The following is a 15,200-nucleotide window of genomic DNA, read 5'->3' as shown; positions in this document are numbered from 1 at the left end:
GGGTGTCCAAGCTGTCCGAGCACGGGTCCTCCCCTTCGTCCGGCGTTCTTGCGCTGTGGTCCGACCGCCTGTCCGTGTCGGGGCATCAGGCCGCGCCTCCGCAACTGAGCTTGGCGTCGGCCCAGTCCGCGTGGTCGAGGGCGTTGCCGTCCCCGGCGTCCGAGACGACGAGTTCGAGCCGCCGGGCCCCTGTGACGTCCACGTCGATCGCCTTGGTCGCCGTGTCGCGGTCGACGGTTCCGCTCTCGTAGACGGTCACTCCGTCGGCGAGGACGCTGTAGGCGACCGTGGCGGGACCGTCCGGCCGTCCGTACGTCTCCTGGTCCAGGCCCAGTGCCGCCGTGAACCTCGTGCAGGTGCCGCCGAGCCATACCCGCACCGAGGCGGCCGCGTGCACGCCGAGGCCCTTGGCGTAGGTGATGTCGTGCAGCCGCAGCGGGAGTCCGTCGCCCTGGGCGTTCTCGCCGTTGGACTGGTCGCGTTCGACCGGTCCCCAGCCGTTGCTGGACGACTGGAAGGGCAGATCGCTGACGTAGTGCTCGCCCGTGGTGAGCGGTGGGGGCTGGGCCGCGAGTGTCTTCTCGCCGGTGACGGAGCCGGTGACCGAGCCCGGTGCCGAGCCCGGTGCCGGGCCTGTTGACGAGCTGCGGGTGAAGCGCGCGGTGGCGCGCAGGACGGCGATCGTGCCGGTCTTCTGGTCGTCGGGCACGGTGACCGTCCAGGTCGCCTCGGCCGACCGGCCGGGCTTCACGGTGCCCAGCCCGACCGGGGAGTGCGGGCTCGCGCTCCAGCCCTCGGGCAGGCCGAGCGACAGAGACGTGCCGCGCAGGGTGCGGCCGTCGCGCGGTACCGAGACCGTGGCCGTGACCTGGTAGTGGCCGCCGGGCTCGACGGTGTCCGGGGCGTCGACACCCACCCGGGCCGGGACCGTCGGATCGGCGTACCGGCCGGGGTCGTACGCCGGGGAGGCCACGTCGGCGACCCGCAGGGAGGAGGTGACGTTGCCCAGGGTCGTCAGGCTCACCTTGCCGAGGCCGCCGCTCTTCGCGTCCTCGCTCCACGACGCGATGGCGATGGTGTTCCTGCCGTCGGTGCGCAGGATGCCGTTGGGGATCGGGAAGTTGTGCTGGGGGCCGGTGTCGTTGATGTACTGGCCCATCAGCCAGCCGTTGACGTAGATCAGCGCACGGTAGTCGCGCTGCGGGTCGTCCGTGATCGTGACGCCGATGGACACGTCCTGGTCCTTTGGCAGGCGGGGGTCGAAGGTGGTGCGGTACCAGGCGAGCCCGGGGGTGGTGTCTGCGGCCGGCAGAGCGGTGTGGGCCCAGGAGCGGTCCGGGTAGCCGGGCAGGGTCCAGCCCGAACGCTCCCCGTACAGGCCGCCGTTGTTCATCTGCCCGCGTACCGTGTCGGCGGGCCGCTCGCCGCCCCTGGCGCCCTGGATGCGCCAGGTGATCTGTGCGTCGGAGCCGGAGAGGTACGCCTCGGTCAGACCGCGGGGCTGCTTGTGGTCGTCGCTGTTCCAGGTGAAGTCCTCGTTGTGGCCCATGGTGCCGACGAGCACGGAGATCACGTTGTCCGCTCCCTTCTTCAGCAGGGCTGCGGGGAGGGAGATGGTGTGGCGGCCGGTCTGGCTGGTTCCGGCGAACTGGCCGTTGATCCACACCGAGTAGCCGCCGACCGCCTTCGAGGCGGTGTCCGGGTTGGTGGCGAGAGCGGTGAGGGAGAGGGACTTCTCGGTTCCGGTGGCCTTGAAGTGGCCGCGGTACCAGACGTAGCCGTAGTGGTAGCCGTACTCGTCCTGGTAGAGGACGGGCAGGGTGCCCGGCTCGGTCGGGTTGTCCGTGGTGAGTTTGTCGGCGTAGGTCCAGGTGGAGTCGTCGAAGTCCGGGGCGGATTCGGGGTTTTCGGCGGATGTCCGCCAGTCGGTCAGTTCGGGCAGGGTGACCGTTCGGGGGCCGGGGATCCTGCCGAGCAGGCTGCCGGAGGAGGTGCGTTCGGTGGTCACCGGGGTGCCGTTCCAGGTGACCGTGTGGATGCCCGGGGCCGCGAACACCTCCAGCGGGCCGGGCTTCGCCGCGTCGCCGGTGAGGGCGAGGGCGGAGCCGTGGACGGCCGACGTGCGGACCAGCTCGGCGCCGCGGACCAGGGTCGTGCCGTCCGGCCGCCATAAACCGGCCGCCTCGGCGTCGGTGCCGATGAGCAGCAGCAGGTCGGGGCTGCCACCGCCGTGGACGAGAATCCGGGTCAGGCCCTTGTGGTCGTAGTCCAGTCGGAGGTCGCCGTGTTGGGCGTCCCAGGTGCTCTTGGCGGTCCCGTCGAGCACGGTGACTTCCGGCTTCGAGGTGTATCGCAGCATCGTCTGCCCGGGGTCGCCCTCGGCGCCGTACAGGACCGCCACGTCCCTGCTTCCGGCCTTCGTGCTGGTCATCAGTTCGCTGGTGGAGTAGACGAGGCGTTGTCCGCCGAGGTCGTAGCCGGCGACGAGGATCTTGCCGGTCTGCCCGTTCAGCCGCACGCTCACCGGATAGGTGCCGTCCGGGGTCTTCCAGTCGAAGGTGGTGGTCGCGTCGGAGCCGGCCATGGGGTCGGTGTGGCGGACGTACAGGAACTGCGTCTTGGCGGTGGGGTTGGCGCGCGCCTCGATGTGGACGGCGTCGTCGGACGGTGTGGGCGCGTCCGCCGGTTCGGTGGCCGTGAGCGGGGCGGTGGTGGTGTAGAAGAGGCCCTGCCGCTTCAGCTCGTCGTAGTCGGCGCCGGTCTGCCGGGCCTCCGTGATCGGGGCGCCGTAGTCGTACGACGTGTAGACCTGCCGCGGATCGGCCAGCCAGCCCCAGTTGGTGCCGCCGTAGGTCATGTACAGGTTCTGGACGGTGGTGCCCTGCATGATCTCGTGCTTGTCGACGATCTTCTCGTAGGCGGGACCCATCTTCTCGCGGCACTCGTCGTAGCCGGTGTTGCCCCAGGTCTGGAACCAGCCGGTGCCCGCCTCGAGGACGGCGAGGGGCTTGGTCTCGTCCTGCCGTCCGAGCGTGGGCAGCCACCACTGGCCCTTGCAGAAGGAGTTGTACTGGTCGAGTTCGCCGACGAAGTCGAGCCCGTCGCCGCCCGCGTACTGCGCGTTCGGCTCGTTGCCGACGAGCGGGACGGTGATGCCGTCGGAGCGCACCTGCTTGCTCAGGTCGACGATGTACGGCCGGCCGTCGGGGTCGTACAGCTCGTTCTCGACCTGGTAGAGCAGGACCGGTCCGGTGCCGTTGCTGACCTGGTGGCGGGCGAGGATCTTGTCGATGTGCCGCAGCCACTCGTGCGCCGCGGCCAGGTAGTCGGGGGCCGTGGAGCGGGCGCGGCCCTTCTGCGTCATCAGCCAGCCGGGGAAACCGCCGCCGTCCGTCTCGGCGTTGATGTACGGGCCGGGGCGCGCGATGACGTACAGCCCCGCTTCCTGGGCCATGTCGAGCAGCCTGTCGACGTCACGGACACCGGAGAAGTCGTACTGTCCCGGGGCGGGGGAGTGGTAGGCCCAGTCGAAGTAGATGGAGACGGCGTTCATCCCGTCGGCCTTCATCTTCTGCAGCACGTCGCGCCACAGGCCGGGGCTGGGCAGCCGCCAGTAGTGGAACTCGCCGGACCAGAGCAGGACGCGTCTGCCGTCGACGGTGACGGAGTAGCGGTCGTAGGTGATGGCGTGGGGTGAGGCGGGGGCGGAGGGTGCGGCGGCCTTCGTCCGGTCGGAAGGTTCGGTGGCGCCGTTGGCCGGGGCCGTGGACACGAGCCCGGTCAGCAGCAGGGCGGACGCGAGGCAGGCAAGAGCGGAACGCCATCGCTTGGCGATGCTCATTCGGTGCCTCCCGTGCAAGTGAGGTGGGCGGCGGCCCAGTCGGCGTGGTCCGTGGAGACGTCCCCGCCGCTGTCCACCGACAGGTCCAGCCAGCGGGCGCCGGTGACGTCCACGTCGACCGGCGCGCCGGGGTCGGAGCCGAGGAGGGTCGGGCTCGTGAAGAGGTCGCGCCCGTCCGCGGTGACCTTGAAGGAGACGCTGCCGCTGTCCCCGACCTCGTCGTCCACACCGACGGTGGCCGTGAACCGTGTGCAGACGCCGCCGAGATAGACGCGCACCTGGCTGTCGGCGTGCACGCCCAGGCCCTTGGGGTAAGTGGTGCCGTCGATGGTCAGGGTGTGGCCGTCACCGGCCGCGTTCTCACCGTTGGAGGTGTCCTTCTCGACCGGGCCCCAGCCGTTGACGGCCCGCACGAGCGGCAGATCGCTCACGTACACGTCCCCGCCGGGTGCCGCCGGCGGCACCTGCACGGCCCGTTCCCCGGTGGTCGTCGCGGCGCGTCCGCCCTGCCGATAGGAGGCAGTCGCCGACAGGAGGGCGTACGGCACCGTGTCGGCGGGCGGCGTGACGGTGTACTCGGCGGTGACCGTGGCACCGGGGGCGACCCGGGCGAAGTGTGTCGGGCCGTCCGCCTTGGTCATCCAGCCGTCGGGGGCCTTCAGCGACAGGTCCACATCGCTCGCCGCCTTCCGTGGGACGTGGAAGGAGACGGTCGCCCGGCCCGCCTCACCCGCGCTCAGGAAGGGCGCGGCGGTCACGGTCACTTGGGCACCTCTCGGCGGATCCGTGTACGTCTTCGCGTCGTACGACGGTGCCCGTACGGTTCCGATGGGGATGCCGCCCGCGCTCGCGCCGAGGTCGACGAGGAGTGCGGAGCCAGGGCCGGAGCCGTCGCGTGTGGACCAGACCGCGAGGGCGATGGTGTTGGTGCCGTGCTCGTCGAGCAGACCGCTCGGGATGACGAAACGGGACTGCGGACCGGTGTCGGCGAGATAGCGGCCGATGAGCCACCCGTTCACGAAGATCTGGGCCCGGTAGTCCTTTCCGCCGTTCCCGTCGGTGAGTTCGAGGGCGAGGGGCGTGTCCTGGCCGCGGGGCAGGTCGAGCCGGGCCGTGGTGCGGTACCAGCGCACGCCCGGGCCGGACCTCGCGGACTGCGCGGCCAGTGTCGTACGGGTCCAGGATCCGTCCGGGTATCCGGGCAGCGACCAGCCCGAACGCTCGCCGTACAGGCCGCCGTTGTTGTATCCGCCGCGTGCCGTGTCGAGGGGGTGTTCGCCACCTCGGGTGCCCTGGATCTTCCAGGTGAGGGTGGAGTCGGCGCCGATGAGGTCGGCGGAGAGCAGTCCGCGCGGTTCCTTGGAGTAGTCGTGACCCCATTCCTCGTTGTGCCCGGCGTTCTCGACGAGGACGGAGATGACGTTGTCGCCGCCGTCCGCGAGGGCTCCGTCGGGGATGTCGAAGGTGTGCCTGCCGTCGCCGGAATGGCCGAGGTAGCGGCCGTTGAGCCAGGCGGCGTAGAGGCCGTGCGGGCCGGTGTTCGCGTTCAGGGTCACCGAACTCGTGCGGCCCGTGGTGCGGAAGCGGCCCCGGTACCAGACATCGCCCTGGTGGAAGCCGTACTCGTCCATGGCGAGGACGGGGAAGTTCCCCGCGAGGTCGGGGTTGTTGGCGGTGAGATGGTCGGCCGCGGTCCATGCGGAGTCGTCGAAGTCGGGTGCGGACTCCGGGTTTTCGCCGTGCGAGCGCCAGTCCGTGAGGGCGGGGAGTTCCACCGGGCGGGGTGCGGAGGTGACCGCGGTGCGGCGTCCGTTCCATGTCACGCGTGGGGCGTCGGCGATGACCTCGATCTTCCCGGCCTTGGTCGAGTCGCCGGTCAACTTCAATGTCCCGTGGTCGACTTGAGCGGTACGAAGGAGGGACGGGCCGCGTACGAGTACCGGTCCGGCGCCGGTGTCCTGCCGCCACCAGTGCGCGGTCTCCTGATCGTCGGCGATGAGGAGGACGAGGTCGCCCACGCGGACCCGGATGAGGCCCTGGTGGGTGTAGTTCAGCCGCAGGTCACCGCGTTCGGCGTCCCAGGTGACGTCCGCCTTGCCGTCCAGGACGGTGACCTTGGGCCGGGACCTGTACCGCAGCACGGTCTCTCCCGCCTCGCCCCTCCTCCCGTACAGCAGCGCCACGTCGTCGGCGCCGATGCGGGCGTGGGTCATGATCTCGGAGGTGGAGTAGACGAGCCGCTGCCGTTCGAGGTCATAGCCGGCGACCAGGATCTTCGCGTCCCGACCGGCGACCGTGACAGTGCCCTGCTGCGGAACGCGCGGGTAGTCGCCGTCCCGGCCGGACAGGGAGAAGGTGGTGCTGTCGGTGCCCTTCACCCGGGTGTCGGCGTGCCGGACGGTGAAGAACTGGGTGCCGTCGTCGGGGCTCACCCGCCGGTCGATGCGCAGGGCGTCGTCGCTCGGCGCGGGCGCCTCGGCCCGGTCGGTGCGGGCGAGCGGCCGCACCGCGTTGACGAAGTAGCCGAGCCGCTTGAACTCCTGGTACTTGTCGGTGAGTTGCCGGGACTCGGTGATCGGCGCCCCGTAGTCGTACGACGTGTAGACGGCGTTGGGGTCGGCGAGCCAGCCCCAGTTGGTGCCGCCGTAGGTCATGTAGAAGGACTGGCCGGTGACGCCCGCGGCGATGTTCATCTTGCTGAACACGCGGGTGAAGTCGGTACCGGTGAGCTGGCGGCAGGCTGCGTAGCCGGAGCCGCCCCACGGGTCGAAGGCGCCGCCCTGTGCCTCGGGGATGATCAGCGGGGATTCGGGCTTGAAGTCGTTGACGTAGGAATAGTCGGGCAGGTCCTTCCAGGCGTCGGGGGCCGAGCAGTCGAAGCCCTGGGGGTAGGCGTCGAAGCCGTAGATGTCCGGAGCGCCCTTGCCGCTGACCCAGTTCCTGTTGGGGCCGCCGTCGTTGACGAAGGTCGGGACGTCGATGCCGTCCTCACGCGCCCAGTCGATGAGGGTCTGCATGTAGTCGGCGGACAGGCCGCCGCCCTGGTACTCGTTCTCGACCTGGTACAGGATCACCGAGCCCGTGCCGCGGGTGAGTTGGTGCCGGGCGATGATCGGGTTGATGCGGCTCATCCACTCCCGGGCGTCCTTCATGTACCCCTCGTCGGCGGTGCGGTTCACGCCCGCGTGCGTCTTGCGCCAGGCCGGTAAGCCGCCGCCGGAGACCTCGGCGTTGATGTAGGGGCCGGGGCGGGCGATGACGTACAGGCCGGCGCGTTCGGCCTCGTCGAGGAGCCGCTCGACGTCGCGGACGCCGGTGAAGTTGTAGGAGCCGGGGGCGGTGGAGTGGTATCCCCAGTCGAAGTACAGGGACACGGAGTTGAATCCGGCGGCCTTGATCTTCTGCAGCACGTCGCGCCAGGCGTCGGGGCTCGGCAGCCGGAAGTAGTGCAGCTCGGCGCCCCACAGGTACACCGGCTTGCCGTCGATCCGCACGGAGTACTGGTCGTAGGTGACGGTGTGTGCCTGTGATGCGGCAGCCGGCGTCGTCCGAGGGGTGGCGGCCTGTACGGCGGGCGCGGCCAGGCAGCAGGCGGCCAGCAGCGCGGAGGTGAGCAGGGCGAGCCACGTTCTTCTCATGATCATGAGGTCAGTGCCTTCACCACCGCGGCCCGCGCGGTCTCGACATCGGTGACGTCCTTCGTACGGCCGTCGAGGTCGCGCGTCGCCGTGGTGAGGGCCTGGGTCAGGGCGTCGCTGTCGCGGGTGCCGCCGGACTTCTTGCGCAGCTGGTCGATGAGCTCGAAGTCCTCGATGCCTTCCTTGAGTTGCTCCCAGCGGACACTGGACATCGGGCCGTTCTTGCCGGGATAGACCAGGTACTCGTCGCCCTGCGTGAAGATGTAGACCGGCTGGCTGAAGGGGTCGGACGTCCAGCTGTTGTACGACCAGCGCAGGAAGCCGTCCAGGTGGCGCTGTGCGGCGATCCACGGCAGCATCCGGGCCTCTACGGCGGGGGAGTAGGACAGGGTGTTGGGGTGGGCCGGGGTGCCGTAGACGTAGAAGGTGGTGACCTTGCCCTCGGCCCGGCGTTCCTTGGCCTGTTCGGCCGTCATCTGGTCGATGGTGTCCCAGCTGACGGACAGGTCCGAGGCGAGGTCAGCGGTGCCGGCCGAGCCGGCGACGGAGATGCGCCGGTCGAATTCCGGTGCGACCTCGTGGACGAAGTCCCGGACGACCGTCATGGAGGCGACCGGCCGCTCGTCGAAGGACAGATAGGTGCGGTCCAGCCAGCCCTTGGCCCGTAGGTGTGTGACGAAGGCGGGCAGGAAGGTCCCCCACGCCTCGCGCCAGCGGTCTCCGCCGAGGTCGACGTTCTGGTAGACGCTCTTGCCGGTCCGGGTGTCGGTGTAGGTGAGGTGTTCGCCGTCCTGGAAGGCCAGCATGGAGAACGCCCCGATGTCGGGCCCGACGCCTGCCTTCAGTGCCGTACGGACGTACCTGTCCCAGCGGGAGAAGTCGAAGGAGAACCGGGTGCCGTCCCACTTCCAGGCGACCATGCTGGAGTAGGGCGTGGCCGTCTGCGACCGGCGGGTCCCCAGCGACCACTGGTGGTGCCACGGGTTGTCGACGATGGTGGTGTTGACGACCTTCTGGCCGTGGCCTGCCAGGTCCCTGTCGTACGCCTCGATCAGCTTCCAGTGCCGGTCCGACCAGGGCTCGACACCGCTGTTCAGTGCCATCGTCTCGGGTTGGGCCCACACGTCGAGGAAGAAGTCGTAGTCCTTCGCGTCCGGCACGGCGGCGTTCGCCACTTCGATGGAGAGCGGGTAGGTGACTTTGGTGCCGTCGGCGGCGGTCACCCTGACCGTGCCGGTGTAGGTGCCCGGGGCAGTGGTCTTGGGGATGTGGAAGGTGAACCACAACGGCTGCGCCGCGTAGGCGGGCACGTCGACCGAGGAGCCCTCCTGCAGTGCGTCGCCGACGACGTCCGGGTTCCGGTCGCCGGAGACCTCGGTCGGGGAGCTGACCTGGTCGATGGTGGCCGACCAGTCCATCTCGGTCTTGGAACGCTGCACGGGCACGTACTTCACGAACCGGACCTGTGTCCCGGCGCCGGAGATCCGCGCCCCGCCGGGTCCGGTGAGGTCGCCGACACTCGCCCGCACGTCGTGCAGGTCGTGTCCGGAGGCGATGGCCAGTTGCGCGGAGACCTGCTCGTTGCGGACGGCGGACAGGGACAGGTCTCTGGTGTCCTTGCCCTGGATGGCCCTGGTCGGGTAGCGCGGGACACGGACTTCGGCGGAGGAGGCGAAGGAGCCGGTGGGTACCCAGGTGATCGTGTCCCTGGTGCCCATGGCGTCGGCGACCTTGACGGTCAGCCAGGTGGTCGTCGCTCTCTCGTTGACGTCCGAGGTGGATCTGCCGGTGCCGGCGATCGCCGTGGTTGTCGCGGCTATGACAATCCCGGCGACGAAGGCGGCGACGGCCGTCGGAACGCGTGACATGGTCCGGGCCCCTCTCAGGCTCGTACTGGACTGGGTCGAAGGCCGGGCAGATTTCAGGAAGTGACGGAGAAGGTCTTGAAGACGGCCTCGCTGGTGGAGCCGGGGTAGTTGGCGTTGACGGCGCTGGCGACCAGTCCCGCGTCCTCACTCCCCGCGGCCGACGGCACCTGCGCGCTGCCCACCGTCGTCCAGGTCTCGCCGTCCTTGCTGGTGTACGCGGTGTACGTGGTGCCGTCGCGGACCAGCCGCAGATGGGCCGGATAGTACGTCGAGCCGCCACCGGCCCAGGTGTCCAGGACGCCGTCACCGTTGCTGTCGGTCATGAACTCCAGCCCGTAGCTCCTGGTCATGGCCAGCACGGCGTAGCCGCCCTTCGCCGGGTCGGTCAGGTCGTTGGCGATCGCCAGCCCGGACTTGGCCGCCGGGCTGGCGCCGCTCTGCGAGACCAACTGCGTCTGGACGGTGGAGTGTTCGCCGGCCGCGCCGGCCAGGTAGACGGCGCCCTTCTCGTCCTTCCAGCCGGACAGGTCCTGGCCGCCCGCCCAGATGGCGAACTGGTCGCCGGCCTGTGCGTACTGGGCGTCGGTGGTCTGTGTCGTGCGGTACGGATCGTGGACGGCGCCGGGGGCCGCTTCCACCGTGGCCCGTACGGTGTCGTCGACGGCGGTGGTCCTGCCGGCGGCGGTCCTGTATGTCACCGTGGCGGTGAGGTCGTGGCCGCCCCATGCCGCGTCGGCGGCCGGGGTGACCGTCCAGGTGGTGGAGTACGCGGCGCCGGGTGCCAGGGAGGGCGCGGTCGCGGCGCCGGTGGGCCGCGCGGTCCAGCCGTCGGGCACGGTCAGGGAGGTGTGGACGGCCCTGAGGGCCGTGGTGCCCCAGTTGGTGGCGGTGGTGGTGACCTCGAAGGGCTTGCCCGACCCGGTGCTGGCCGCGTCCGGGCCGATCAGGACGGACGCGGCCGGGACGTCGTCGCGCTTCAGGGCCCGGATCGCCTTCGTGGCGCCCTTGGCGCCGAGCTTGACGAACGTGGGCGTCACTCCGAGCGGGGCCGCGTACCCCTTGAGGGTCGCGGGGCCGTGGATGACGGTGCCGTGGTTGACGTCGAACCAGGCGCCGGACGGCAGGTACACCGTGCGGGTGGCGCCGGAGCCGAGCTTGGGCGCGGCCAGCACGGCGGGGCCCAGCATCCATTCGTCCGCGACCGTGTAACTCGGTTGGTCCTTCGGGAAGTCGAAGAACAGCGGACGCATGATCGGGTCGCCGGTCCGCAGGGTGGCCTGCACCTGGTCCCAGATGTAGGGAGCCAGTCGCTCGTGCGCCTTGATGGCCGCTCGGTACAGGTCGATGGTCTGCTGGTCGTAGGTCACCTTCTGGCCGGTGGTGACATCGTTGGTCTCCACCGGTGAGGTGGAGGCGTACATCAGGGGCATGAGCGACGCCGACTGCGCCCACCGGATCAGGACGTCCTTGTTGGGAGCGGCCTGCCCGCCGGAGCCTCCGATCATGTCGGACTCGACGAACGGGTAGCCGATCGTGGAGATCGCCAGGTTCTGGCTGACCGATGCCTTCAGGGAGTCCCAGCCGGTGCCCTTGTCGACCTGGCGGGTGACGAAGCCCGCCCGGTGGGCGGTGGAGTTCCAGTGGACCCGGATGCCGGCGCCCTGGAGGTCGTAGGTGTCGGCCAGTTCGGTGCCGAGCTTCTGGTAGTCCGTGGCCTGGTGGCCTGCTCGTGGCGCGCACTTCTCGTCGAAGAAGCGGGTGTCGAACTTCAGCCCGTCGATGCGGTACTTGTCCATCAGGGTCTTGAGGTTGCCCTCGTACCAGGCCTTGGCGTCGGGGTTGGCCAGGTCGATGATCCCGGCCTGGCCGTTCCACCAGGTCACCTCGCACGGCTTGCTGGTGTCCTTGGCGTCCATGAGCAGATAGCCGTGGTCGGCCGCGTACTGGTAGTTGGCGGAGTCGAGGTTGATCCACAGGGTGACCCAGAGGCCGAAGTCGAACCCCATGTCGTGGATCTTGTCGGACAGACCCCTGGGATCGGGGAAGGTTGTGGGGTCCCAGGTGAGATTGCCGTAGTTCGACTCCCACTTGTCGTCGAGCTGGATGGTGTGCCCGCCCAGGCCGTTGTCGTGGAGCTCGGTGGCGTAGGCGAGCAGTTTCCGCTGGTCGACCTTGGTGTAGAACTGCGCCCAGGAGTTCCACAGCGGCTTGGCGTACTGCTCGTACGTGGCGTCGCTCTTGGCCGGTCTGCCGACGATGCCGATGTAGTCGCGGTACACGGCGAGCGGGGTCGACTCGACGAAGACGGTGGCCTTGTAGGTGGAGGCCGTGTCGACGGTGAAACGGCCCAGGCCGTCCTTGCCGCCGTTGAGGGAGACGTCCATGGTGTCGCCGGTGTCGACGCGCAGCCCGGTCGAGGCCGAGGTGTACCAGAACGGATCGATCATGTTGTACGAGGCGGGGCCGAAGCCGCTGTGCTCCACCTGGCCGCTGTCCAGGGGCCAGGGCTGGTCGACCCCCGGTCCGCCCTGCGGCGTCTGCGCCTCTCCGTGGCCGTACCAGTGGCCGGCCGAGGACAGGTCGTAGACGAGACCGAGTTGCTTCGGTGCGCCGCCGTGGACGTCCCAGTCGAGCTCGTAGCGGTCGGCGCGGGGCGTGATCCGGGCCTCCACCGTGGCGCCGTCGAGCGTGCTCTCGGCAGTGACGGTCAGGACGCCGTTCTTCCAGGTCCAGTCGGTGACGGCGGTCGCGTGCTGCCAGGTGCCGTCGGCCGCGGTGAAACGCAGGGCGCCGGTGTCACTGGAGGCGGTGGCGAGCACGGTCTTCCCGGCGCGGCGTGTGGTCAGGGCGAGTTGGTCGGTGGCCACGTCGAGGGTGTAGCCGGGGGCGTCGGCCGAGGCCGGCACGGAGACGGTGACGGCATGCGCGGTGCGGGTGACCTTCGGCGCGCCGATGGAGGCTGCGGCAGGGCGGGCGGAGGCCGCTGCCGCAGCGCTGGATGCGGTGACCGGCGCCACTAACAGGGCGGCGGTCAGAGCGGCAGCGATCAACAGGCCGCCGGGGCTGCTCAGTCGGGCGTGCACTCGTGTCCTCCTGTCGGACAGGACGGGGGCTCGAAGCGGCGGTGCGAGGTGCGGCTGGCGTGCGGAGTGCACGGCCAGGACGATGCGGTGCCGGGCAGGGCGTGCGATCTGCTTGGTGCTGCGTGCTCATGCAAGATTTCAAGCGATTTCGCACATGCTCTTGCTGTAATCGCCACCTGTCAACAGGTCGGGTGCGTGGGCCCCCGAGTGCCCCGGGGATTGTCGTCGACCAGCTGTCGTGCCTGGTGGCCGCCCGTTTCAGGGCTCGCCGAGAGGCCTCGGCGAGCCCCGAAACCGCTTGTAACGGAGGGGTAAATTCTGCGACCCCGCCGAGATCCGCCCCCGTCCGCCGGGTCAGGCCAGGATCACGGAGCGGGTCAGATGGCGTGGATTGTCCGGGTCCAGCCCACGGGCCGAGGCGAGGGCGGCGGCCAGGCGGTGCACCACGACGAGGTCGGCCAGCGGGTCCCGGCCCAGTGCCACCAACTGCCCGCCGGTGCGCGCGATGTCGTCGGCGAGACCGGACGGCAGGGCCGCCGGGTCCCCGAACCACCACGCCACACGGCCCGGTCCGGTGACGCTGATCGGCCCGTGCCGGTACTCCATCACCGGATACGCCTCCGTCCAGGCACAGGCCGCCTCGCGCATCTTCAGCGCCGCCTCCTGGGCGATGCCGTACGCCCAGCCCCGCCCCAGGAACGTGAACTGCTCGGCCTCCAGGGCCGCTGGGGGCAGTGGTTCGGTCAGCGCCGATCGCCCCTGCCGCGGCAGATGCCCGAGGTCCTCGCCCAACCGCGCCCGCAGCAGCACCAGTTCGGTGCTGGCGAACCGGGTCTGGACGACCGAGGCCTCGTCGGCGAAGTCCAGCAGGACCACGGCGTCGGCGACTTCCGTCACCGGCGATCGCGGTACCGCGGTCACCGCCGTCGTGCGGATGCGTCCGCGGAGCCGGCGCAGCAGCTCCAGCACCTCGGTCGTGGTGCCGGACCGGGTCAGCGCGAGCACGCGGTCGTAGGTACGCCCCGCCGGCATCTCGGAGGCGGGAAACGCGTCGGTCTCGCCGTGGCCGCCCGACTCCCGCAGGACCGCGTAGGCCTGGGCGATGAACCAGGACGTCCCGCAGCCGATGACAGCCACCCGCTCGCCGGGCCGGGGCAGCGACGCGGAGAGGTTGTCCTCGGGGTGCTGGGCCATTGCCATGGCCTGCCGCCAGCAGTCGGGCTGGGTGGCGATCTCGATCTCGGTCTGACTCATAGGGAGATCTCCCCTCTGGGGCGCACGGCGTGACCGATGCGTGATGTGGCGGCCCTTGACACCGTGCGCAATTGATTGAGCATCATGTCGTTCGATGATTGATAGCACCGCGAATCGAGCATAAACAAGCATGAACGCGAGCTTGCAATCAGGCGGGCACGCGTCAGTCGAAGCACGCGATGCGTGCGGAGAGGCAGTCCGTGAAACGGCACCTCGCAGGTCTCGCCGGGGGACTCGCCCTGGCACTGGCCATCACCGGATGCGGCAAGGGCAGCTCCTCGGACAGCGGCGGATCCGGCGGCAGGACGATCCGGTTCGTCGCGGCGAAGTACGACGACGACACCCAGGCCTACTGGACGGCACTGATCAAGGACTTCGAGGCGGCGAACCCCGGTTACCGGGTGAACCTCGAAGTCGTCGACTGGGAGCAGATGGACTCCAAGGTCAAGACGTACGTCCAGACCAAGCAGGAACCGGACATCCTCAACTACAACAAGTTCTCCGACTTCGCCCGCGACGGCCTGCTCCACAAGGCGCAGGACGTCGTCAGCCCCGCGGTACTGAGCGACTTCCTCCCGCTGTTCCGGCGGAAAGCGCAGTACGACGGCGTCCAGTACGGCCTGCCCCTGCTGTCCAGCGCCCGCCTGTTCTTCTACAACAAGGACATCTTCGCCAAGGCCGGCATCGCCCGGCCGCCGTCCACCTGGGCCGAGGTCGAGACCGACGCCAGGAAGATCAAGAAGGCCGGTTACATCGGCCTCGGGCTGCCCCTGGGGGCCGAGGAGGCGCAGGCCGAGTTCCAGATCTGGGCGATGAACAACGGCGGCGGCTGGACCGACGCCTCGGGCAGGTGGGCGATCGACCGGCAGGCCAACGTCGACACCCTCACCTATCTGCGCAAACTGACGAAGGAGAAGGTCACCCAGCCCAACCCGGAGGCCACCAACCGCAAGGACGTCTTCAACGAGTTCGCCCAGGGCAAGATCGGCATGCTCAACGGCGCGGTCTTCATGCGGAAGGGCTTCATCGACCCGGTCGATCCGAAACTCGACTACGGCGTCGCGGCCCTGCCGAGCAAGGACGGCAGCACCCACAAGACGCTCGGCGTGCAGGACTACCTGGTCGCGTTCAAGAAGAGCGGCGGGTCGAACAAGGCGACGGTGAAGAAGTTCCTCGACTTCGTCTACCAGAAGGAGAACGCCGCCAAGTTCGTCTCCACCGAGGGGTTCCTGTCGGTCACCAAGTCGGCCGGTGACGCGCTCAGTTCGGACAGCGCCGACGCCGCCTACTACAAACCGTTCGTCGACGCCCTCGCCGACGCGGAGTTCGCTCCCGCCGACGACCCCGCCTGGGCCGCGGTCGACGGCGCCGTGAAACAGCGCATCGGCACGGCGGTGGCCGACGGGGACCCGGCGAAGGTCCTGGGCGAGATCCAGAAGACCGCGCAGAAGGGCGAGTGACGTCGGTGGCCGTACACGATGTCACCGTACGCGCCGCCGGGACCGGACACCCGGTC

General features: G+C 69.6%; 6 protein-coding genes. 1 reads left to right on the top strand and 5 read right to left on the bottom strand.

Annotated elements, in window-relative coordinates; all coding sequences use genetic code 11:
- Positions 1-85 precede the first annotated feature (85 nt).
- The 5 genes from ABZT17_RS21815 to ABZT17_RS21795 all read right to left on the bottom strand — a co-directional run bounded on the left by ABZT17_RS21815 (position 86) and on the right by ABZT17_RS21795 (position 13,684).
- Positions 86-3,841, bottom strand: a complete 3,756-nt coding sequence (locus ABZT17_RS21815) for a beta-galactosidase (RefSeq protein ID WP_356351134.1) — start codon at positions 3,839-3,841, stop codon at positions 86-88.
- Positions 3,838-7,479 carry a beta-galactosidase gene (locus tag ABZT17_RS21810; RefSeq protein ID WP_356351132.1) on the bottom strand — a complete coding sequence of 1,214 codons (3,642 nt, stop codon included), beginning with the start codon at positions 7,477-7,479 and terminating at the stop codon, positions 3,838-3,840. The genes ABZT17_RS21815 and ABZT17_RS21810 overlap by 4 nt, the downstream gene beginning before the upstream one ends.
- Before the next feature lie 2 nt (positions 7,480-7,481).
- Positions 7,482-9,347 (bottom strand): glycoside hydrolase domain-containing protein, encoded by a 1,866-nt coding sequence (locus ABZT17_RS21805; RefSeq protein WP_356351131.1) that lies wholly within the window; start codon positions 9,345-9,347, stop codon positions 7,482-7,484.
- 53 nt (positions 9,348-9,400) lie between these two features.
- Complete coding sequence (locus ABZT17_RS21800; RefSeq protein ID WP_356351130.1) at positions 9,401-12,430, bottom strand: TIM-barrel domain-containing protein; 3,030 nt, start codon at positions 12,428-12,430, stop codon at positions 9,401-9,403.
- Positions 12,431-12,784: 354 nt separating this feature from the next.
- Entirely contained in the window at positions 12,785-13,684 is a 900-nt protein-coding gene (locus ABZT17_RS21795) for an SIS domain-containing protein (RefSeq protein ID WP_356351129.1), read from the bottom strand.
- A 200-nt stretch (positions 13,685-13,884) separates the two neighbouring features.
- Here ABZT17_RS21795 and ABZT17_RS21790 point away from each other — a divergent pair, with 200 nt between their 5' ends.
- Positions 13,885-15,144 carry an extracellular solute-binding protein gene (locus ABZT17_RS21790; protein WP_356351128.1) on the top strand — a complete coding sequence of 420 codons (1,260 nt, stop codon included), beginning with the start codon at positions 13,885-13,887 and terminating at the stop codon, positions 15,142-15,144.
- Positions 15,145-15,200: the final 56 nt, after the last annotated feature.

This window comes from Streptomyces sp. NPDC005648 (assembly GCF_040605395.1).
In the GTDB taxonomy this organism is placed as follows: domain Bacteria; phylum Actinomycetota; class Actinomycetes; order Streptomycetales; family Streptomycetaceae; genus Streptomyces.
Note: the sequence above shows the minus strand (reverse complement) of the source record. Positions and strands in the feature narration are given on the sequence as shown.

Coding starts and splice junctions, on each gene's coding strand:
- ABZT17_RS21805 (WP_356351131.1), bottom strand. CDS start 9,347: ATGTCACGCGTTCCGACGGCCGTCGCCGCCTTCGTCGCCGGGATTGTC.
- ABZT17_RS21810 (WP_356351132.1), bottom strand. CDS start 7,479: ATGAGAAGAACGTGGCTCGCCCTGCTCACCTCCGCGCTGCTGGCCGCC.
- ABZT17_RS21815 (WP_356351134.1), bottom strand. CDS start 3,841: ATGAGCATCGCCAAGCGATGGCGTTCCGCTCTTGCCTGCCTCGCGTCC.
- ABZT17_RS21795 (WP_356351129.1), bottom strand. CDS start 13,684: ATGAGTCAGACCGAGATCGAGATCGCCACCCAGCCCGACTGCTGGCGG.